This window comes from Streptomyces sp. NPDC021020, from assembly GCF_044333285.1.
In the GTDB taxonomy this organism is placed as follows: domain Bacteria; phylum Actinomycetota; class Actinomycetes; order Streptomycetales; family Streptomycetaceae; genus Actinacidiphila.
In genome coordinates, this window is record NZ_JBIRQQ010000006.1 from 189,107 (window position 1) to 210,094 (window position 20,988).

Below are 20,988 nucleotides of genomic sequence, written 5' to 3' on the forward strand. Positions count from 1 at the left end.
GACGCTCCCCGCGTGCGGAGCACGTAAAGAACGCCGGATCACCCGGCACATTGCCGCGCCGTCACATTCCCCGGCGCGCGGAGCCGTACGCCGCGGCAATGTGCCGAGGCATACGGCTCGAACGGCTCCGTCCGGCACGCCTCCGCGAACCCGAGCGGGCTGAGTCCCCGTCAGCCCTGCCCCGCGGAATGCCGGGGCGTCAGTACGTCAGCCGGTCACTGCCCGGCATGCTGCGGCCCGCCCGCACCAGGGCGTCGATCAGGGTGCCGATCTGCGGCAGCCACGGCTGCGGGCCGCCGGTGCGCTCGTCGGGCTGCGGCGGGCGTACCCAGCGCAGTTGGCCGGCACTGCTGCTGGACGGCGGAAGGCCCACGTAGCCACCGTCACCGTGGTAGCGCAGGGACGCGGGGACCCAGTCGTGGCTGTCGAGGATCTCGCCGAGGTCGGCGAGCGAGTAGGGAGCGACCAGTAGCTGATACCGCGTCGGAGTGGCGACGATCGGCCCCAGCCGTACGCCCATGGCGTCCAGCGCCTCCACGGCGCGCGCACCGGCCACGGCGGGCAGGCTCGCCGCCGAGACGCGGTCGCCGGTGGCGACCACGACGGGCGCGTCGGGCCGGCTGGTCCACCAGTAGCGCACCATGCGCGGATCACGGGTCGCGGCCAGGAGTCCGGGGTCGAGCGGGTGCGCCCCGGGTACGGGGCAGTTGGGGCGTGCGCAGGCGCACGGCTGCGCTCCTGCCGCGCGCCAGCTTCCGCGCCCGTCGTACCCGACGCCGGGCACGACACGCCATCGCCACTGCTCGGCGTAAGTGAGCGCCGCGTTGAGCAACGCGGTCCGCTCCTTTCGCTGTAGTGAGAGCTTGCGTCGCCTTCCGAGGATCTCGCGCATCAGCGCTCGTTCCTTTCCGTTAACGCCCAGGGATCTGCCCATTACACAACGTAACTTGTCGAGCACACCGCTTGCGAGGCAGCGCAACACGCCGCCGCCAGCCGAGCGTGGAACGTGGCGGAGGTTAGCGCGAATAGGGCGCTTGGCACTTCGCGGTGCCCTGATCGTGACCCACTCGTTCGTGGCTCACTTCGGGCCCAGCACCCCTGCCACTCGGGTTGGGTCGGCCGTCAACTGATTACGTACTTACGACGCTTGAGCCAGACATCGGGTTCCTACCCATCGCCCGCAATATGACGCGCTGTTGGCTTGGATCAGTCGACAGCGCGCATACGGCGGGGGTGGTTCTTTTCGGCCAACGTATGCCGTCGGGCACGGCGGACGCAAGGGACCCGACACCATTCCTGGTATCGGGACAATCCTGGACATGCCCACGATCGCCCGTGTAGAAGTGGGGTCCTTGACAGCGGCGCAGCACACATGGGGGTTTGCGATGCTAATCATGCGAGTGCTCCGCCCTGCGCGGGCGAAAAGCTCGGATTGCCCCACCCTTCGTTCTCTGCCCGGAAGTCGCGGGCGGTGAACCCCTCCCGGGTCAGAAAAGTGGCCGGAAGCGAGCCACGGCGACCCACCGCGGCGCATACTCCCAACGCGCCTGCCACTACCGCGCCTTCGTCCGCCCTCGCGGCGGCCGCGCCTGCCGCGGCGCCCTCTTCCGTGCCCGCGGTCCCCGCCGCGGCGACCGCGCCCGCCGTGGAAACCGCCCCCGGCCTGCCGGAAAGCACCCCGCCCGGACTGGCTCCCGCGCTTCAGGACGGGCTGGTGTCCTGGTCCTGCGACCTGTCGCTGCTTCATGAGCTGACCGAACGGCTGGCCCGAACGGCCCTGCTGGACGACGCGCTGCGCGAAGTCGCGCTGGCCGGGTGCGCCCTGGTCGGCGCCCGGCGCGGCCTCGCCACACTCGCGCCCGCCGACGACCTGGGCCCCGACACCACCGTCGGCCACGGCCTCGGGCACTGCGACCTGGGCGCCCTGGAGACCGTCGGCTTCGGCGCGGTGCCGACCGGCGCCGACGAGGCCGCGCACCCCGACCTGCGGCAGGGCCCCGGCGCCCGCGAGCGGCACCACGAGGTGGCGGCGCAGCTCGGCCTGGCAGCCGCCTACGGGCTCGCGCTCGCCGTCGACCGTCCCGCCGCGAGGCCGGAAGGCGACACCGTACCCTCACCGGATTCAGCCGCTTCCTCTGCAAACGGCGCGGCATATTCCGCAGCCGACCGCGAGCCCGCCGGCCCCGCGACCTTCCCGGGCGACGGCGCCGCCGAAGACTTCCGCGACTTCTCCACAACCGGCCCCGCCGCATCCGCAACCGCCGCCGCTCCGTCCGCGGGCGCCCCGGCCCTCCGCGCCGCCGGACCGGCCCGCCGCCGCCTCGGCGCGGTCGTGTGGTTCTACGACGAGCCCGCCGAGCCCACCCCCCGGCAGCGCCGGCTGGCCGGAATGTACGTGCGGTACGCCGCCGAGCACCTCGCCCGCGGTCTGGACCTGGCCCGGGCCCGGCGGGACGCCGCCGCCCTGTCCGCCGAGATGCTGCCGGCCCGGCTGCCGCGCGTCCCCGGCGTGCGCATGGCCGTACGGCACCAGAGCGGGCCACGCGGCGGCGGCGACTGGTACGACGCCCTGCCGCTGCCCGAGGGCGCGCTCGGGCTGGCCGTGGGCGGCGTCACGGGCGCGGGTCCCGGCGCGGTGGCCGCGCGGGACCGGCTGCGGGCGTCGCTGCGGGCGTACGCGGTCATGGAGGGCGAGGACCCGGTCGCGGTGCTCTCCGACCTGGAGCTGCTGCTGCGGCTGACCGAACCGGCCCGCTCCGCGACCGCGCTGTTCGGCCATGTGAGCGCCCCGCAGTCCGCCGGGAGCCGCCGGGTGACGCTCGCGGGCGCCGGACACTGCCCGCCGCTGCTGGTCGGCGACCACCGCTGCGAATTCGTCGAGACCTCGCTGTCGGCGCCGCTGAACATGCTCAGCTGCTGGGAGGCGCCCGGCGTCGAGCTGCGGGTGCGGCCCGGCGAGAGCCTGGTGCTCTTCACGGACGGGCTGCTGCACCGCACCGGCGACTGCGCCGACCGGGCCGTCGCGCGCGTCCACGCGGCCGCCCAGAGCGCGACCGGCGCCGTACGCGAGGATCCCGGGCTGCTGGCCGACCACCTGCTGCGGGCCGTGCTGCCCGGCGGCCTGGACAGCACCGCGGGCGCCGAGGACCTGGTGCTGCTGGTGGCCCGTTTCGACTGACACACCCCCCGCCTACGATGGACGAAAGGTTCATCTTGAGGAGGCAGGGACGTGACGGAGGCCGACGGGCAGCGGGGCACGAACGGGGAAGAGCAGGAGATCGCGGGGGCGCAGGAGCCCGAGGCCGCTGCGGACAAGCCGGTCAAGCAGCGCAAGAACGGGCTGTATCCGGCGGTGTCGGACGAGCTGGCGGCCGTCATGAAGTCCGGCTGGGCGGACACCGAGCGGCGCGGCCTGGAGCCGATCCCGCAGGCGCGGCAGACCGCCGCGCGGCGCGCCGCGGTGTCGGCGCGCTTCCCCGGTGAGCGCATCGTGGTTCCGGCCGGCAATCTGCGCCGCCGTTCCAACGACACGGACTACCCCTTCCGCGCCGCGACCGAATACGCCCACCTCACCGGCGACCAGACGGAGGACGCCGTCCTGGTGCTGGAGCCGCTCGCCGAGGGCGGCCACGAGGCGACCGCCTACCTGCTGCCGCGCTCCGACCGGGAGAACGGCGAGTTCTGGCTGCACGGCCAGGGCGAGCTGTGGGTCGGCCGCCGCAACAGCCTGGCCGAGGGCGAGCAACTGCTCGGCCTGCCCTGCCGCGACGTGCGCACGGTCGCCGAGGTGCTGCGCGAGGCCACCGGGCCGGTCCGGGTCGTGCGCGGCCACGACGCGGGCGTGGAGGCGGCGCTGACCGACAAGGTCACCGCCGAGCGGGACCAGGAGCTGACCGTCTTCCTGTCCGAGCTGCGCCTGGTCAAGGACGACTTCGAGATCGCCGAGCTGGAGCAGGCCTGCGCCTCGACCGCCCGCGGCTTCGAGGACGTCGTCAAGGTGCTCGACAAGGCCGAGGCCACCTCGGAGCGCTGGATCGAGGGCACCTTCTTCCTGCGCGCCCGCGTCGAGGGCAACGACGTGGGCTACGGCTCCATCTGCGCCTCCGGCCCGCACGCCACCACGCTGCACTGGGTGCGCAACGACGGCCCGGTGCGCTCCGGCGATCTGCTGCTGCTGGACGCGGGCGTCGAGACGCGCCACCTCTACACCGCCGACGTGACCCGTACGCTGCCGGTCAACGGCAGCTTCACGCCGCTCCAGCGGAAGATCTACGACGCGGTGTACGCCGCGCAGGAGGCGGGCATCGCGGCCGTCAAGCCGGGTGCCGCCTACCGCGACTTCCACGACGCCGCCCAGCGCGTGCTCGCCGAGCACCTGGTCGCGTGGGGCCTGCTGGAGGGCACGGTCGAGCGGGTGCTCGAACTGGGCCTGCAGCGCCGCTGGACGCTGCACGGCACCGGCCACATGCTCGGCATCGACGTCCACGACTGCGCGCACGCGCGCACCGAGGCGTACGTCGACTGCACGCTGGAGCCGGGCATGGTGCTCACCGTGGAGCCCGGCCTGTACTTCCAGGCGGACGACATGACCGTGCCGGAGGAATACCGCGGCATCGGTGTCCGCATCGAGGACGACATCCTCGTCACGGCGGGGGGCAACCGCAATCTGTCCGCGGCCCTGCCCCGCGCCTCGGCCGAGGTCGAGTCCTGGATGGCCGGGCTGCGCGGCTAGCAGGCCCGGAGAAGCTGCCCCGCGAGGCCTCGCGGGGTACGTCCCCCCGACGCCCTCCTCACGGTGTCACGACGCCTTGAGGAGGGCGTCGTCGCGCCATTTGAGGACCTTGTCGAAGGACACGGCCGTCCCGACGCCGGGGCGGTCGTGGAAGCGCACATGGTCCACCAGCGCTTCGATCAGGATGAGCCCTCGCCCGTGCTCGGCATACTGCGCGCGGTGCGGCAGTGGGCGGGCGGGGTGCAGGACCCAGTCGGGTTTGCGGTCGAGGTCGGGTGCGTGCTCGAAGACGGTCGTGCGGTCGCGGGAGGTCGTAGGCGCGGAATCGGCGACCTCGATCCGGCAGCAGTCACCGTCGATGTGGGCGGTGACGCAGTAGCCGGTCGCCGTTCCGGCGTGCTCAACGGCGTTCGCGCACGCCTCGGACAGTGCCACCGAAAGGTCGAAGGAGATGTCGGGGTCCACCCCGGCGGTCTCCATCGTGCCCAGCAGGAGCTTCCGGGCGAGCGGAACGCTCGCAGCCTCGCGCCGCAAATGGAGTGACCACCAGATGCTCATGCTCAGCCTCCTGGCTGCGGCTCGACATACGACTACGTATTGCCGCGAAGGCCACCCCGTAAGCGCGGTGTTGACGTGATACCGCTCATTCGGCGGATGCCCGCGCCCGGCATACGGGTGTAAAAGCGGCCGGACACACCACCGCGAGCCGGACACCCCCTTGTTCACGGATGAGGCGCGTGGTGAGAAGATGTCGGCCGTCATGGCTACCCCCGCCCTCGCTGTGCGCGCAGGCGCCGGCATGCGACTGCTGAGGGCCGCGCTCTTTGCCGCGGTCTGCGTCGTGCTGGCCGCCGCCGGGCACACACTGGCCTCGGGCACCCCGGTGCCGGGCTGGTCGCTGGCGCTGGGATGGCTGGGGGTCGTCGCCGTCGTGGCGCCGCTGGCGGGCCGGGAGCGCACGCTGCCGGGCATCACCGCGAGCCTGGCCGCCGGGCAGCTCACCTTGCACATGGTCTTCGGCGCGGGCCAGATGTGCGCCACGCCGGGGCTCACTCCTTCGAGTGGCGGTGACGGCGGGCTGCTGACCGTGGCCGCCCGGCTGGTGTGCGGCACCCACGCGGCGGCGCTGACCCCGCAGTCCGCGCAGCAGATCGTGTCCGCCGCGGGCCTCGGCCCGCACGCGGCGCACACCGCGGGCATGCCGGGAATGGCGCCGCCCGCCGGCCTCACCGCGCGCTCGGTGCTGGCCTCGCTGCCGCTGTGCTCGCTGCCGATGCTGCTCGCGCACCTGCTGGCCGCCGTGGTGGCGGGCTGGCTGCTGCGGCGCGGCGAGGCCGCGCTCTGGCGGCTGGTCAGGCTGTCGGTCCGCGGCGCGGCGGAACTCACCGGCTTCAGCCCCACCGCCGTACGCCGCGCGCACGCGCTGCTGGCCGCGCTCACCGCCGGCCTGGCCGGGGCCCCGCGGCACGGCCCGCCACGCACCGAGAGGGCACCGCGCGCCTCCCTGCGCACGGTGCTGCTGCGGCATTCGCTGGCCCGGCGCGGCCCCCCGGTGGCACTGGCGGCCTGACGCGGCGTCGGCTCCACCCACCTCTTCCTCACCCCGGTTTGTCCGGGCTCATCCGCGTTCCTCCGGTTTTACCGGCATTCCTGATGCCACCGGACCTTCCGGTGCCTCAGCTGCCGTGCCCGGCGGTGACGACGCGGACGGCCCCGGCGCCCGCGGCAGGTACGGCTCGGGTGGCGGGCGGACGGCGCGCGGGTCCGCCGTGCCGTAGCCGCCGCAGCAGCACCCCGGCGGCGCGCCCGCGTACGCCCCGAACCCGTCGCACATTGCCGCGGCGACCGGCTCCGTACGCCCGTGCGCCCGCCCGGTGCACGCCTTTGCGACGGCGTCGGCCGCGCCTGCACAGCCTTTCCGTCCGCAGCATCCCTCACCGTGGAGAAGCCCTGTCATGAGCACTTCCCGCACGTCCCGCGTGGCCCGCACGTCCGGCATGTCCCGCCTGCGCGGCCGCGCCGCGACCGTCGCCGCCCTCGCCGGCGCGACGGTCCTGCTGGCCGCGGTGCCGGCCTTCGCCCATGTCACCGTGCAGCCGACCGCCGCCGCCAAGGGCGGCTACACCACGGTCGCCTTCAAGGTGCCCAACGAGCAGGACGGCGCCTCGACCGTGAAGATCGAGGTCAACCTGCCCACCGACCACCCGATCGCGTCGGTGTCCCTGCAGCCGGTACCGGGCTGGACCGCGCAGGTGACCAAGTCGAAGCTGACGACGCCGATCAAGACCGACGACGGCACGATCGACCAGGCCGTCACCAAGATCACCTGGAGCGGCGGGAAGATCGCGCCCGGGCAGTTCCAGCAGTTCCCGGTCTCCTTCGGCCCGCTGCCCTCCGACACCGACTCGCTGTCGTTCAAGACGCTGCAGACCTACGACAACGGCGACGTCGTCCGCTGGATCGAGATCCCGCAGGCCGGCCAGGCCGAGCCGCAGAACCCGGCGCCCACGCTGAAGCTGACGGCAGCCACCGACAGCGGCGCGGCGCCCGCGACCGGCACGCCGGCGCCCGCTCCGGCCAATGACAAGACCGCGCCGAAGGCCGCGTCGTCCGGCAGCAGCAGCGACGGCACCGCGCGGGCCCTCGGCATCGCCGGGATCGTCGTCGGCGCCGCGGGCGTCGGCTTCGGCATCCTCGCCGGACGGCGCCGTACCGCTGCGGCGGAGGCGTCCGGCAGTTCCGCGGCCACCGACTGACGCACACGCAATACGCCGGGCGGCCGCGTTCCCGTAGCGCGGCCCCGCGGCCGCCCGGCCTTCGCCATCGCACCCTGGGGACCACCTATGCGCACCACCGTCAAGACCGCCGCCGTCACCCTCGCCGCCGCCTGCGCCCTCCTGCTCAGCGGCTGCGGAGGCTCGGGGGGCTCCGACGCCTCCGGCCCGGGCTCCGGCTCCGGACCCGCGGCCGACGTGTCCACGGCGCCGAGCCAGCCCGGCACGCTGCTCGACACGCCCTTCAACAAGCCGCAACTGCACCTGACCGACAACCAGGGCAAGCCGTTCGACCTGGTCAAGCAGACCGCCGGGCATCCCGTGCTGCTGTTCTTCGGCTACACGCACTGCCCCGACGTCTGCCCGACCACCATGAGCGACATCGCCCTGGCGAAGTCCAAGCTGCCCGCGGCGGACCAGGCAAAGCTGCAGGTCGTGTTCGTCACCACCGACCCGGACCGCGACACCCCGGCCCGGCTGACCGAGTGGCTGGGCGCGATGGACAAGAGCTTCATCGGTCTGACCGGCGACTTCACCACGATCCAGAACGCCGCCCGGTCGGTCGGCGTCGGCATCGCACCGCCGGTGAAGGAGAAGGACGGCAGCATCACCGTCACCCACGGCGCCGAGGTGCTGGCCTTCTGGCCCAAGGACGACAAGGCCCACGTGCTGTACATGTCCGGCACCACCGCCCAGCAGTACGCCCACGACCTGCCCAAGCTCATCAGGAGTGAGGCGCCGTGAAGCGGCGGCGGGCACTTCTGGGCGCAATAGGCGGGGTCGTGGCAGTGGCCGCGGCGACCGGCGCGGCGGCGGGCCTGGCCGGGCACGGCTCGGGGTCGGGATCGGCTTCCGGCAGCGGCTCGCACCCGGGCGGCAGCGCGCGGCTCGTGGTGAGCGGCGGGTACATTCCCCAGCCGCTGCTCACCGACGAGGCCGCCGCGTACGTGACGGTGGCCAACACCGGCGGCACGGACGCCGAGCTGACCTCGGTGACCACGCCGCTGGCCGCGCACGTCACCCTGCACACCACGAGCGGCACCACCATGCGCCAGGTGAGCGCACTCACCGTGCCCGCGGGCGGCACACTCGCCCTGGGCACCGGCGGTGCCCACATGATGCTCGAAGGCCTCACCCACAAACCCTCGGTGGGCGAGCAGATCACCCTGCGACTCCACTTCATCCACGCCTCGCCCGCCACGGTCACGGTCACCGTGCCCGTACGGCCGACGACGTACGACCCGAGGGGCTGATCCACGCATGAACAGACGGCTTTCCGCACGGCGGCACGAACGGCGCTTCATGCCGCGCCGTGCCGCGGCGGCGGTGCTCGCCACGCTGGGCGCACTCGTCGCGGTACTGCTCGGCACCGCCACCCCCGCGTCCGCGCACGCGGCGCTGCTGCGTACCGACCCCGCAGACGGCTCGGTCGTGCAGAGCGCGCCGCAGCGGGTGGTGCTCACCTTCTCCGAGGGCGTCCTCCTTTCCGCCGACTCGCTGCGCGTCCTGGACCCGCAGGGCGTGAACGTCGCCGTCGGCACCCCTGCGCACGCCGACGGCAAGGACTCCGGATCCACCGCGACCGTCGGGCTGCGCACGGGGCTCGGCAACGGCACGTACACCGTGGCGTGGAAGGCCGTCTCGCAGGACAGCCACCCGGTCGCGGGCGCCTTCACCTTCTCGGTGGGCGCGCCCTCGAAGACCACCGTCGACGTGTCGGCGGAGGCCGCGGTGGGCGGCGGCGCCGCGGGCACGCTCTACGGTGTCGCGCGCTACGTCGCGTACGGCGGCTTCGCGCTGCTGGTCGGCGGCTGCGTCTTCCTGTCGGTGTGCTGGCCGCAGGGAGCCCGGCTGCGGCCGATGAAGCGGCTCGCGGCCGGCGGCTGGGTCGCCCTGGTCGCCGCGACCATCGCGCTGATCATGCTGCGCGGCCCGTACGCCAACGGCACCGGGCTCGGCGACGCCTTCGACCTGGACGTGATCCGCACCCAGCTGGAGACCCGGCCGGGCGCCGCGCTGGTCTCCCGGCTGCTGCTGCTCGCCGCCGCCGCGGTCTTCCTCGCTGTGCTCTTCGGCAGTTTCACCGAGCGCGAGGACCCGGAGGAGCGCGCCGACCTGGCCTGGGGCCTGGGCATCGGCGGCAGCGTCGTGGCGGTGGGCATCGCCGCCACCTGGGCGATGGCCGAGCACGCCTCGGTCGGCATCCAGCGCAAGCTGGCGATGCCGGTCGACGTCGTCCACCTGGTATCGATGGCGGTGTGGCTGGGCGGCCTGATCACCCTGCTCACCGCGCTCAGCCTGCCCTCCGCGGCGGCCACACTCGAACGCGCCGCCGTACGCCGCTTCTCCACGATCGCGCTGACCGCGATCACCGCGCTGGTCGGCACCGGCACCTACCAGGCCTGGCGGCAGATCGGTACCTGGCGCGCCTTCGTCGACAACACCTACGGGCAACTGCTGCTCGTCAAGATCGGGCTGGTGTGCTGCCTCGTGGGCACGGCGTGGTTCTCCCGCCGCTGGACGCGGTCCCTCGGCGAGGCGGTGCCCGCGGCGGTGGCGGCGGGCAGGGCCGGCAAGGTGGGCAAGGCGGACAAGGCCGCGAAGGTCGGCCGGCAGAAGGCGCGCGAAGCCGGTCGGGACGCGCGGGCGGAAGCGCGCCGGACGCCCCGTCAGGCCGTCGTCGCGGCCGCGGGCGGCCCGGAGGCCGCGGCGGGCGTGGAAGGCGCCCAGGAGCCCGGCCAGGGCGCGCAGAGCGGCACGGACGACACCGCGGACACGGCGCCGGCCGGGGGAGCGGCCGGGACGGGCGACTCCCCGGCTGCGGAATCGGGCCCGGACGGCACCATCGAGCGCGCCGCCGGGGGCGACCCGCGGCGGGCGGCACAACTGCGCAGGCAGCAGGCGGTACGGGCCGCGGCCAGGGAGCGGAAGGCGCGCGACGCCGACCCCGCGCGGGTGGCGCTGCGCCGCTCGGTGCTGATCGAGGCGGGCATCGCCGTCGTCCTGCTGACCGTCACCACGATCCTCACCGGCAGTCAGCCCGGACGGGCCGCGGAGGAGCAGAAGAACCTGGCCAAGGCGCCCGCCGCCCCCGGCGCGAGCGCCCCGGCGGCCACCGCGCCGCAGCAGGTCAGCCTGAGCATCCCCTTCGACACCGGCGGCGCGGGCGGCAAGGGCACCGCGTCCCTCACCCTCGCCCCGCCGCGCGCCGGCCAGGACGCGGAGATTCACATGGAGCTGGCCGACCCCGCGGGGAAGCCGATCAAGGCTCCCGAGGTGCGGCTCGCCTTCACCCTGCCCGCACAGCACCTGGGCCCGCTCCCGGCGAAGGTCAGCGCCTTCACGGCCGGGCACTGGATCGCGACCGGCGTACGGCTGCCGCTCGCGGGCACCTGGCAGCTCGCGCTCACCGTGCGCACCTCCGACATCGACGAGGTGACGGTGACGCGGAACGTACAGATCACCTCCTGAGCGGCAGAGCACGTCCCGGGTCAGGGCACATCCCGGGTCGCCTCACGGCACCTCACAGCACCTCACGGCAAGAGCGAGCGCACATGAGTACGGCACGCAAAACCGGCAGGACGGGCAGGACCGGCACAGCAGGCCGCAAGGCCGACGGCGGATCCGTGGCGGAGAGCCGCGGATCCGCCGGAGGTCCGGGGGCCGAGGCCCGGCCGTCTGCCGGCGACCCCGCAATATGCGGGCGGGCGGACGCCCCCGGCACGGCCGGGCCGGACACCCGGCGTACGGCGGCCCCGCCCGCCGGCGCCCCGGCAACAGGCGGCGGCGACCGTACGGACCGGCAATATGCCGCGCCGTTCACCCGGCGCCGCCTCCTCGGCACCGCGGGCGCCGCGGGCGCGGCAGGCCTGGTCGCGGGGGGCGCGGCCGGGGTCGCGGGCACAGCTGCCGCGCGCACGGAGCCCGTCGCGCTCGGCACGGTCGGCTCCGCGCACATCCCCTTCGAGGGCGCCCGTCAGGCGGGGATCGTGCAGCCCGCGCAGTCCCGCGGCCATCTGGTGGCCTTCGACCTGCTGCCGGACGCCGGGCGGCGGGGCGCGGCGGAGCTGATGCGCCGCTGGTCGGCCGCGGTGCGCACGATGACCCGGCAGGACCGGCCCGAGGCCCCCGAGGCGTACGACGACCAGATCGCGTACGACGCCGGTCCGGCCTCGCTCACCGTCACCTTTGGCTTCGGCCGCGGCTTCTTCGCGCGCACCGGCCTCGGCTCGGCGCTGCCCGAGGCGCTGGCGCCGCTGCCGCACTTCCCCGGCGACCGGCTGGACGCCGGACGCAGCGACGGCGACCTGTGGGTGCAGATCGGCGCGGACGACGCGCTGGTGGCCTTCCACGCGCTGCGGGTGCTCCAGAAGGCGGCGCGGCAGTGGGCCGCGGTGCGCTGGCAGATGAACGGCTTCACCCGCAGCCCGGGGGCGACCTCCCGCCCCCTGACCGGCCGCAACCTGATGGGCCAGATCGACGGCACCAACAACCCCAAGCCCTCGGACGCGGACTTCGCCGCCCGTGTCTTCGTGCCGCCGCACGGCTCCCCGGCGTGGATGGCGGACGGGTCGTACGCGGTGGTGCGGCGGATCAGGATGCTGCTCGACGACTGGGACCACCTCCCGGTCGCACGCCAGGAGAAGGTGATCGGGCGGCGCAAGTCGGACGGGGCGCCGCTGTCCGGCGGCACCGAGACCACACCCGCCGACCTCGCCGCGTTCGGCGCGGACGGCACCCTCGCGATACCGGGGGACGCCCACATCCGCGTCGCGGCCCCGGCCTCCAACGGCGGCGCGGCCATGCTGCGGCGCTCGTTCACGTACCACGACGGCATCGGCGCGGACGGGACGCCGGACGCGGGGCTGCTCTTCGTGGCTTGGCAGGCCGATCCGATGCGGGGCTTCGTGCCCGTGCAGCGCAAGCTCGACGGCGCGGACGGGCTGTCGCGCTTCCTGCGGCACGAGGCGAGCGGCCTGTTCGCAGTGCCCGGCGGGGCGGGGCCGGGGGAATACGTGGGCCAGCGGCTGCTGGAGGGGTGAGCGCGCCGGAGGATACCGCGGAAGGGGTGACGGTGCGTTACCCGTACGGAGCAGTGTGCGCGGGCCGTTAGGCTGCTTGCATGTCGTCAGCGAGCCGCTACACGTACCTGGGCCCCGAGGGCACCTTCACGGAGGCCGCGCTGCGGTCGCTGCCCGAGGCGGCGACGCGCGAGCTCGTGCCCATGGTGTCCGTGCCGGCCGCGCTGGACGCGGTGCGGGCGGGCGAGGCGGGCGGCGCGCTGGTGCCGATCGAGAATTCCGTCGAGGGCGGCATCACCGCGACCCTCGACGAGCTGGCCTTCGGCGAGCCGCTGATGATCTACCGCGAGGTGCTGCTGCCGATCGCCTTCGCGCTGCTGGTGCGCCCCGGCACGGACCTGTCCTCGGTGAAGACGGTCACCGGCCACCCGGCGGCGCAGGCGCAGGTGCGGCAGTGGCTGTCGGAGCACCTGCCGGACGCGGTGTGGGAGTCGGCGGCGTCCAACGCGGACGGCGCGCGGCTGGTGCAGGAGGGCCGTTTCGACGGCGCCTTCGCGGGGGAATTCGCCGCGCCGACGTACGGTCTCGAGCCGCTGGCGACGGACATCGCCGACGCGGCCAACGCGACGACGCGCTTCGTGCTGGTCGGCCGCCCCGCGCGGCTGGCGGCGCCGACCGGGGCGGACAAGACGTCGGCGGTCTTCTGGCTGCGCGACGACCACCCGGGCGCGCTGCTGGAGCTGCTGCAGGAGTTCTCGATCCGCGGGGTGAACCTGATGCGGATCGAATCCCGGCCCACGGGCGAGGGCCTCGGCCGCTACTGCTTCTCCGTGGACGCCGAGGGCCACCTGACCGACCGGCGGGTCGGCGAGACGCTGATGGGGCTGCGGCGGCGCTGCCTGAACGTGCGCTTCCTCGGGTCGTACCCGCGGGCGGACGAGGTGGCGGGGGCCATCGCGCGCGGCACGGGCGACACGGAATTCGCCGAGGCCTCGGACTGGCTGAACCGCGCGCTCGACGGCCGCGGCTGAGCGGATCCGTACGGCGGGCGGGCGCGGCCTGCCCTGCCGCGGGTGCGTGCGCCGGGTCCGTGCGGCGGTCCGAACCGGCTCTGCCCAGCTGTTCTGCACTGTTCTGCACAGCTACCCGCGAGTTATCCACAGGGGGCGTCGCGAGCCTGTGGGTAACGTGGGGACAAGTCGACAGGCGAAGCGGACGACATCGACAAATCGGTACACAGACACCAGCTCGCCGCAGAGCGGCGCAGGACGCACCTCGTCAGCCCATTTCGCGCGACCCACTCCTCCGAGGGAGGATTTCTCACTCGAAAGTGAGTGTGGAGCGAGTTTCGACGGGGAATCCATAGCCGATCACCCGGCCCCGGGAATGATCTCGCCTTCCTCCACAGATCTTCCCCACACCCTGTGGACAAGTGGTGGAGATCTTCCGCAGGCCTGTGGATAACTCCCCTCGGGGAGGGATGATCAACTCCGGTTCTCCACAAGCCGGATGCACCTGCCCGCGGGACTCCCACAATATGGTTGACGGGCCCTTTTTTCGCCCGCACCGTGGATTTCCCGCGCTTATGTCGTGAAGCTCTCATATCGGGCATAAAGCCGCTAAGTTGTCGCGTCCGCGGGCCCCGCCCCGGTAGCCTGTAGCCGTGATCGACCTTCGCCTGCTCCGTGACGACCCCGACCGTGTGCGTGCCTCGCAGCGCGCCCGTGGAGAGGATGTCGCGCTCGTCGACTCCCTGCTGTCCGCCGACGAGCGCCGCCGGTCCTCCGGCACCCGCTTCGACGAGCTGCGCGCCGAGCAGAAGCAGCTGGGCAAGCTGATCCCCAAGGCGCAGGGCGACGAGAAGGCCGAGCTGCTGCGCCGCGCCGGCGAGCTGTCGGCCGCGGTCAAGGCCGCCGACGCCGAACAGCACGAAGCCGCCGAGGAGGCCCAGCAACTGCTGCTCCGGATCGGCAACGTCGTCCACCCCGACGCCCCGATCGGCGGCGAGGAGGACTTCACCGTCGTCGAGCAGTACGGCACCCCGCGCGACTTCGCCGCCGAGGGCTTCACCCCGCGCGACCACCTGGAGCTGGGCGAACTGCTCGGCGCCATCGACACCGAACGCGGCGCCAAGGTGTCCGGCTCGCGCTTCTACTACCTGACCGGCATCGGCGCGCTGCTGGAGCTGGCCCTGGTCAACGCGGCCATCGCGCAGGCGACCGCCGCCGGCTTCACCCCGATGCTGACGCCGAACCTGGTCAAGCCCGCCGCCATGGCGGGCACCGGCTACCTCGGCCAGGCCGAGGACGACGTCTACCACCTCGACAAGGACGACCTGTACCTGGTCGGCACCTCCGAGGTCCCGCTCGCGGCCTACCACATGGACGAGATCATCGAGGCGGGCCGGCTGCCGCTGCGCTACGCGGGCTTCTCGTCCTGCTACCGCCGCGAGGCCGGCTCGTACGGCAAGGACACCCGCGGCATCTTCCGGGTGCACCAGTTCGACAAGGTCGAGATGTTCGTCTTCACCACTCCCGAGGAGGCGGAGGCCGAGCACCAGCGGCTGCTGGCCTGGGAGAAGCAGTGGCTGACGTCGCTGGAGCTGCCCTTCCAGGTGATCGAGCTGGCCTCGGGCGATCTCGGCCTGTCGGCGTCGCGGAAGTTCGACTGCGAGGCGTGGGTCCCGACCCAGGGCAAGTACCGCGAGCTGACGTCCACCTCGAACACGAACGAATTCCAGGCCCGGCGGCTGAGCGTGCGCCTGCGCGACGAGAACGGCACCCGCCCGCTCGCCACGCTCAACGGCACGCTGTGCGCCGTGACGCGCACGATCGTCGCCCTCCTGGAGAACCACCAGCAGGCCGACGGCTCGGTGCGCGTTCCGCAGGTGCTGCGGCCGTATCTGGGCGGGCGCGAAGTGCTGGAGCCGACCGGCTCGCCCGCCGCATCGGCCGCCGCCAAGTGAGCGCGCCGGACCGGGCCGCCGGGGAGCTGCCCTTCCGGCTGGTCGCGACCGACCTGGACGGCACACTGCTGCGCAGTGACGCGACTGTCTCGCCCCGCTCGCGGGACGCGCTCGCGGCGGTCGCCGCCAAGGGCGCCGCGCACATCGTGGTGACCGGCCGCGCCGTCCCGTGGGTGCGGCACGTGCTGGACTACCTCGACTACCAGGGGCTCGCCGTCTGCGCGCAGGGCGCGCAGGTCTACGACGCCGGGTCCGGCCGGCTGCTGACCTCGGTCACGCTGGACCGGCAGCTCGGCGCGCTGGCACTGGCCAAGATCGAAGCGGAGACCGGACCGCTGGCGGTGGCCGCGAGCCGCGACGGGCTCACCGGCGAGGTGCTGGTCGGCCCGGGGTACGTGCACAACCCCGAGCTGCCGGTCCTGCACATCTCCGGCCCCGAGGAGCTGTGGGCGGAGCCGCTCAACAAGCTCTACATACAGCACCCGCAGCTGACCGACGACGAGCTGACGCAGGTGGCCAACGAGGTGGCGGGCACCATGGTCAGCGCGACCATGGCGGGCGCGGGCATCGTGGAGCTGCTGCCACTGGGCCTGACCAAGGCGACCGGGCTGTCGCTGGCCGCGCGGCGGCTGGGTGTGACGTCCGCCGAGACGATCGCCTTCGGGGACATGCCCAACGACATCCCGATGTTCGCGTGGGCCGGGTACGGCGTGGCCATGGCCAACGCGCACCCGGATCTGAAGGCCGTCGCCGACGAGGTCACCGCGTCCCACGACGAGGACGGGATCGTGCCGGTGCTGGAGCGGTTCTTCGGCCCGCTCTGACCGGGCCGCCCCCGCCGGCGCGGGGTGCAGGCAGCGGTGTCGCCGCATGGCAGCACAGCCCGAGCAGGAACGCCGTGAGGTGCCCCAGGCTGGTGTACGTGCCGCCGGCCAGCACCGGGCGGGCGAAGAAGCCGAGCAGCACCGCGAGATACCCCCAGCGCCACGGCCGCGGCACCCGGTAGGCGAGCACCCCGACGATCCCGGCCAGGCCGTAGCTCACCCCGATGTCCACGGTGTGCGCGAGGGAGTGCGGCAGCCGGTCGTCCCTTATGCCGAAGAAGACCGCCTTCTGGCTGACGAGCGTGGCGCCGATGTGCGCGGTGGCCGCGGTGAACAGCCAGCGCCAGGTGCCGAGCCAGCGCTCGGCGGGGGCGTGCACCAGCTCGAAGAGCACACCGTAGAAGGCGAGCGCCGAGGGCGTCTGGATCCAGAACGCGCTGCCGATCAGTACGCGGACCGGGTGACGGTGCAGCTCGACGAGGTTGGTGCTGTAGTGGTGCAGCAGCGCCGAGCGGGTGTGCGGGGCGGCGACCGCCACGACCACGCTGGTGACGGCGAGCGTGGCCAGCCAGATGTGGGTGCCGGGCGAGGACCGCACCCACCGCGCGGCGAAGCGGCGCGCGTCGCGCGGGGTGACGCGGCGGAGGCGGAGCGCCGCGGCGCGAACCCGGTCCGCCGCCGGCCGCGCCGCCTGCGGTGTCTGCGGGGGCATCGCCCTCAGTCTTCACCGCCGTACGCTCCCCCGCCCGGCGAGGCGGATCCGCGGCGGCTCTTCCGCGCCGTCTCCCCCGCAGCCCGCGGCCGCCGCCGGGTTACGGCGACGCGCCGCGGTGCGTACGGGGCGCCGGGTCACTCCTCGGCGGCGAGCTTCAGGCTGCGCAGTCTGCGCGCGGCGAACCAGGTGGCCGCCACCGTCACGACGGCCAGCAGCACCACGCTCGCGGTGAGCCCCACGTCGGAGCTGACCACGTCGCCGTCCGCGAACTTCTGCGCGACCGCCAGCGCCCACTGCTGGACGCTGAGCTTGCGGGCGCCCGGCACCACGTTGCCGACCGCGCCTTCCCACACCAGCGCGTAGACCAGGCCGACCACCACCGCGTGCCGCGTCACGACACCCAGCAGCAGGAAGACCGCGGAGTAGGCGACGCAGGCCACGGCGGAGCCGACGGCATACGCGACAGCCACGTTCTGCCCGTTGGCGTTGAGTATGTACCCCGCGAGCAACACCGGGATCGCGGTGAAGGCGAGGCTGACGCCTATGGCCACGATCAGCTTGGTCAGGATGATCGTGCCGCGTTTGACCGGCTTGGCCAGCAGGTAGACGATCGCGCCGTCGTCGATCTCCGGACCGATCGCGCCGGTGCCGGCGATGACGCCGACGAGCGGGACCATCGCGCTGAGCCCGAAGCCCTGGAGCACGTCGTTCGCCGTGGAGTCGTCGGCGCCGCCGAGCAGGCGGACCGCGCCCGCGATGATCAGTGTGAGCAGCGGCAGGCCGAAGAGCAGCAGGGCGCGGCGGCGGCCGAGCAGCGCGCCGTACGTGAGGCGGGCGACGGTCGGGTGGTAGACCCGGGGGCCCGGTGACGGCGGCGCGGTGGCGCGGCCGGTCGGGGCGGTGGTGGCGGACATGTCGGTCGCTCCTTACGCCGTGACCAGGTAGGAGAAGACGCTCTCCAGGGACTCGTCGGACGGCGAGACCGTGAAGAGCCGGATGCCGTGGTCGCGGGCGATCCGGGGCAGGAACTCGGTGAAACCGGCGAAGTCGACCGCCTGGACGAGCAGGGCTTTCTCCCGCAGATCCAGTTCGATCGCGGCGGTCGACGCGTGCGCGATCAGCGCGGACGCCAGCCGCCGGTCGTCGCTGGACCGCACGAGGTAGCGGTGCGGGCGGTCGGTCATCAGCCGGCGGATCTTGCGGAAGTCGCCGGAGGCGGCGTGGCGGCCGGCCACCACGACCTCGATGTGGTGGGCGAGCTGCTCGACCTCCTCCAGGATGTGCGAGGAGAACAGCACGGTGCGCCCCTCGGCGCCCATCCGCCGCAGCAGCTCCATGAGGTGCAGCCGCTGCCGCGGGTCCATACCGTTGAACGGCTCGTCGAGCAGCAGCACGGACGGCTCGTGGACGAGCGCGGACGCCATCTTGGCGCGCTGCCGCATGCCCTTGCTGTACGTCTCGATCCGGCGGTGCTGCGCGTACTCCATCCCGACGGTGGCCAGCGCGCGCTGGGCGGCGGCCCCCGGATCCGGCAGGCCGTGCAGCTCGGCGTTGGCCACGACGAACTCACGGGCGGTGAGGAAGTCGTACATCGACTCGCGCTCGGGCACGATGCCGATCTCCCGGTAGACCTGCTCGTTGCGCCAGATGACGCTGCCGTCGAGCGTGACCGTGCCGTTGGAGGGGGCGAGGAAGCCGGCCATCATGTTGATGAGGGTGGACTTGCCCGCGCCGTTGGGGCCCAGCAGCCCCGTCACGCCCGGTCCGATGCTCATCGTGACGTCGTTGACCGCCACCACGTTGCCGAACCAGCGCGAGACGTTGTCGATGGTGATCGTGGTCACGACAGGCCCACCTTCCGGTAGCGCCGCATCAGCAGCCCGAACGTGCCCGTGATGACGCCGACGAGAACCAGCAGGTACACGACTCCCGCCGCCGCGTTCGGCGGTCCCGCGGACTGCGGGAAGGCGGAGTGGGCGCCGAGGAACCAGGTCTGGAAGCCGTCGATCAGGGTGACCGGGGAGAAGAGGCCGATCCAGCCGATGACGTCGTAGTGCTCCTGCGTCCCGGCCACGCCCTGCACGCTGGAGACAGCCGCGTAGGTGATCACGAACAGGGCGATCACCGCCGCCACGCCGAAGCCGCGGCGCGGCGTGACCGCCGCGATGACCAGGCCGATCCCCGCGAAGAGCAGGGAGAGCAATATGACGGACACCAGGCCCTTCGCAAACCCGGCGGTCTGGTGCGCGAAGCCCAGCTTCGCCAGCAGCGCGCCGATGTAGAGGATGAGGAGCGGGATCGCGGTGAGCAGGAAGAGCGCCGCGGCCAGCGCCGCGTACTTGGCCGCCACGTAGTCGACCCGCTCGATGGGGCGGGAGAAGTACAGCGGGGTGGTCTTGAAGCGCAGGTCGCGGCTGACCGACTGCGGGGCCTGGGAGGCGACGAAGAGCGTGATCACCGCCTGGAGCACCACGGCGTAGCGGGTGTACGCGATCGGCAGATCGTTGCGGTCGGCGAAGATCGCGACCGCGACCATGATCAGCGCGGGCAGGCACATCACGCCGAGCAGGATCATCGGCAGCACCTTGGACTTGCCGCTGCGGCCGAGGCCGTAGGCGCCGCGCAGACTCTGCGCGAAGAGCGAGGTGCGTGCGTAGCCGCGGCCGAGGCGCGGCCCGGTGTAGCTGCGGTAGCCGATGTCGTGGATGACGTCGGGTGGTGAACCGGTGGCGCGGGCGCCCGCGGTGGCGGCCGCCGTACCGCCGGGTGCGGTGACGTCAGGCTGCTTCACGGCCGTCTCCTTCCTTGCTGTGGGCGTCGTCCCCTGCCGGGGCGGTGTCGTCGTCGACGAACAGTTCGGCTATCCGGTGCCGGCGCTGCTCCATGCGCACCAGGCCGACGCCGAGACCGGCCACCGCGTCGCGCACGATGTCGTACGTCCCGTCGTCCGCGATGTCGACCAGCAGCAGATGGCCCTGCGCCTGGGTGGTCAGGCCCGCGCCGGTCAGCAGCGCGAGCAGCTCCTCCTCGCGGTCGGTGACCTCGACCGCGAGGGACGCGGTGGTCTGCGTGAAGTCGCTGGTGGAGGAGGCGCGCAGCAGCTTGCCGCCGTCGATGACGACGATGTGGTCGCTGGTGCGCTCCAGCTCGCCGAGCAGATGGGAGGTGACCAGCACCGAGATGCCGAAGTCGGTGTGCACCCGGCGGATCAGGCCGAGCATCTCGTCCCGCCCCGACGGATCCAGGCCGTTGGTCGGCTCGTCGAGCAGCACCAGCTTCGGGTCGTGCACGAGCGCCTGCGCGAGCTTGACCCGCTGCTTCATGCCCGTCGAGTAGCCGCCCATCGGGCGGTACCGCTCCTCGTACAGGCCGACGTGGCGCAGCGTGTCCGCGGTGCGCTCGCGCGCGGCGGACGGCGGCAGCCCCGACATCCGGGCCATGTGCACGACGAACTCGGTCGCCGACACGTCGGGCGGCAGGCAGTCGTGCTCCGGCATGTAGCCGACCAGGCTGCGGATCTGCGGTCCGTCGGTCGCGACGTCGAGCCCGAGCACGGCGGCCCTGCCCTCGGTCGCCGGGGACAACCCCAGCAGGATTTTGATCAGCGTCGACTTGCCGGCCCCGTTGGCCCCCACCAGCCCGGTCACGCCGGGGGTGACGGCCACGGACAGCCCGTCGAGAGCGGTCACGCCCGGGTACCGCTTGCTCAGGCTTTCGGTGGAGATCACAGTCACGGGACGACCGTAGTGGTCGGCCGCACGCCCTGGCGTCCCCCCGGGGTCCCGGATTCGTGTACTCCTCCGGTCTGACCACCCGTAGGGGTCGGTACGACCCGGGGCTGCCGCCGAACGGTCGGGGCGGTTATCCACAGGGAGTGACCGGGCCTTGACCGTCCCATCGAGCGATGTCACAGTGAGTGATGTCAGCTTCGGATGTGCGGACGAAGGGGCGGGTGAG

General features: G+C 73.2%; 18 protein-coding genes. 11 read left to right on the forward strand and 7 right to left on the reverse strand.

What is annotated here, in order from left to right; translation table 11 throughout:
• Positions 1 to 199 precede the first annotated feature (199 nt).
• Positions 200 to 892 carry a bifunctional DNA primase/polymerase gene (locus ACH4SL_RS19485; protein WP_398447058.1) on the reverse strand — a complete coding sequence of 231 codons (693 nt, stop codon included), beginning with the start codon at positions 890 to 892 and terminating at the stop codon, positions 200 to 202.
• A gap of 753 nt (positions 893 to 1,645) precedes the next feature.
• Here ACH4SL_RS19485 and ACH4SL_RS19490 point away from each other — a divergent pair.
• Both ACH4SL_RS19490 and ACH4SL_RS19495 read left to right on the forward strand, forming a co-directional pair.
• A complete protein-coding gene (locus ACH4SL_RS19490; protein ID WP_398447060.1) occupies positions 1,646 to 3,178 on the forward strand; it encodes a PP2C family protein-serine/threonine phosphatase in 1,533 nt (510 codons plus the stop codon).
• 99 nt (positions 3,179 to 3,277) lie between these two features.
• Positions 3,278 to 4,732 (forward strand): aminopeptidase P family protein, encoded by a 1,455-nt coding sequence (locus ACH4SL_RS19495; RefSeq protein WP_398447795.1) that lies wholly within the window; start codon positions 3,278 to 3,280, stop codon positions 4,730 to 4,732.
• Between the two features lie 66 nt (positions 4,733 to 4,798).
• Here ACH4SL_RS19495 and ACH4SL_RS19500 read toward each other — a convergent pair whose 3' ends face one another.
• Entirely contained in the window at positions 4,799 to 5,290 is a 492-nt protein-coding gene (locus tag ACH4SL_RS19500; RefSeq protein WP_398447063.1) for an ATP-binding protein, read from the reverse strand.
• A 241-nt stretch (positions 5,291 to 5,531) separates the two neighbouring features.
• On the opposite strand from ACH4SL_RS19500, the gene ACH4SL_RS19505 reads away from it, so the two are divergent.
• The 9 genes from ACH4SL_RS19505 (at position 5,532) to ACH4SL_RS19545 (ending at position 16,316) form a co-directional block, all read left to right on the forward strand.
• Positions 5,532 to 6,302, forward strand: coding sequence for a hypothetical protein (locus tag ACH4SL_RS19505; RefSeq protein ID WP_398447065.1), 771 nt, complete (start codon positions 5,532 to 5,534; stop codon positions 6,300 to 6,302).
• Between the two features lie 385 nt (positions 6,303 to 6,687).
• A complete protein-coding gene (locus tag ACH4SL_RS19510) occupies positions 6,688 to 7,488 on the forward strand; it encodes a YcnI family protein (RefSeq protein WP_398447067.1) in 801 nt (266 codons plus the stop codon).
• An 87-nt stretch (positions 7,489 to 7,575) separates the two neighbouring features.
• Complete coding sequence (locus ACH4SL_RS19515) at positions 7,576 to 8,250, forward strand: SCO family protein (protein ID WP_398447069.1); 675 nt, start codon at positions 7,576 to 7,578, stop codon at positions 8,248 to 8,250.
• 38 nt (positions 8,251 to 8,288) lie between these two features.
• The gene (locus tag ACH4SL_RS19520) at positions 8,289 to 8,759 is read left to right on the forward strand and encodes a copper chaperone PCu(A)C (protein WP_398447071.1); all 471 of its coding nucleotides are present in this window, start codon (positions 8,289 to 8,291) and stop codon (positions 8,757 to 8,759) included.
• A gap of 7 nt (positions 8,760 to 8,766) precedes the next feature.
• Complete coding sequence (locus ACH4SL_RS19525) at positions 8,767 to 10,977, forward strand: copper resistance CopC/CopD family protein (RefSeq protein ID WP_398447073.1); 2,211 nt, start codon at positions 8,767 to 8,769, stop codon at positions 10,975 to 10,977.
• An 83-nt stretch (positions 10,978 to 11,060) separates the two neighbouring features.
• A complete protein-coding gene (gene efeB, locus ACH4SL_RS19530; RefSeq protein WP_398447075.1) occupies positions 11,061 to 12,548 on the forward strand; it encodes an iron uptake transporter deferrochelatase/peroxidase subunit in 1,488 nt (495 codons plus the stop codon).
• An 80-nt stretch (positions 12,549 to 12,628) separates the two neighbouring features.
• Entirely contained in the window at positions 12,629 to 13,558 is a 930-nt protein-coding gene (gene pheA / locus ACH4SL_RS19535) for a prephenate dehydratase (protein ID WP_398447077.1), read from the forward strand.
• Positions 13,559 to 14,190: 632 nt separating this feature from the next.
• Positions 14,191 to 15,492 (forward strand): serine--tRNA ligase, encoded by a 1,302-nt coding sequence (gene serS, locus ACH4SL_RS19540; protein ID WP_398447079.1) that lies wholly within the window; start codon positions 14,191 to 14,193, stop codon positions 15,490 to 15,492.
• The gene (locus ACH4SL_RS19545; protein ID WP_398447081.1) at positions 15,489 to 16,316 is read left to right on the forward strand and encodes an HAD family hydrolase; all 828 of its coding nucleotides are present in this window, start codon (positions 15,489 to 15,491) and stop codon (positions 16,314 to 16,316) included. Before serS ends, ACH4SL_RS19545 begins: the two co-directional genes overlap by 4 nt.
• Here ACH4SL_RS19545 and ACH4SL_RS19550 read toward each other — a convergent pair.
• The 5 genes from ACH4SL_RS19550 to ACH4SL_RS19570 all read right to left on the reverse strand — a co-directional run bounded on the left by ACH4SL_RS19550 (position 16,252) and on the right by ACH4SL_RS19570 (position 20,765).
• The gene (locus tag ACH4SL_RS19550; RefSeq protein WP_398447083.1) at positions 16,252 to 17,028 is read right to left on the reverse strand and encodes a rhomboid-like protein; all 777 of its coding nucleotides are present in this window, start codon (positions 17,026 to 17,028) and stop codon (positions 16,252 to 16,254) included. The genes ACH4SL_RS19545 and ACH4SL_RS19550 overlap by 65 nt on opposite strands.
• Before the next feature lie 137 nt (positions 17,029 to 17,165).
• Entirely contained in the window at positions 17,166 to 17,945 is a 780-nt protein-coding gene (locus ACH4SL_RS19555) for an ABC transporter permease (protein WP_398447085.1), read from the reverse strand.
• A gap of 12 nt (positions 17,946 to 17,957) precedes the next feature.
• A complete protein-coding gene (locus ACH4SL_RS19560; protein ID WP_398447087.1) occupies positions 17,958 to 18,875 on the reverse strand; it encodes an ABC transporter ATP-binding protein in 918 nt (305 codons plus the stop codon).
• Complete coding sequence (locus tag ACH4SL_RS19565) at positions 18,872 to 19,822, reverse strand: ABC-2 transporter permease (protein ID WP_398447089.1); 951 nt, start codon at positions 19,820 to 19,822, stop codon at positions 18,872 to 18,874. Before ACH4SL_RS19565 ends, ACH4SL_RS19560 begins: the two co-directional genes overlap by 4 nt.
• Complete coding sequence (locus tag ACH4SL_RS19570; RefSeq protein ID WP_398447091.1) at positions 19,809 to 20,765, reverse strand: ABC transporter ATP-binding protein; 957 nt, start codon at positions 20,763 to 20,765, stop codon at positions 19,809 to 19,811. The genes ACH4SL_RS19565 and ACH4SL_RS19570 overlap by 14 nt, the downstream gene beginning before the upstream one ends.
• Positions 20,766 to 20,988 lie beyond the last annotated feature (223 nt).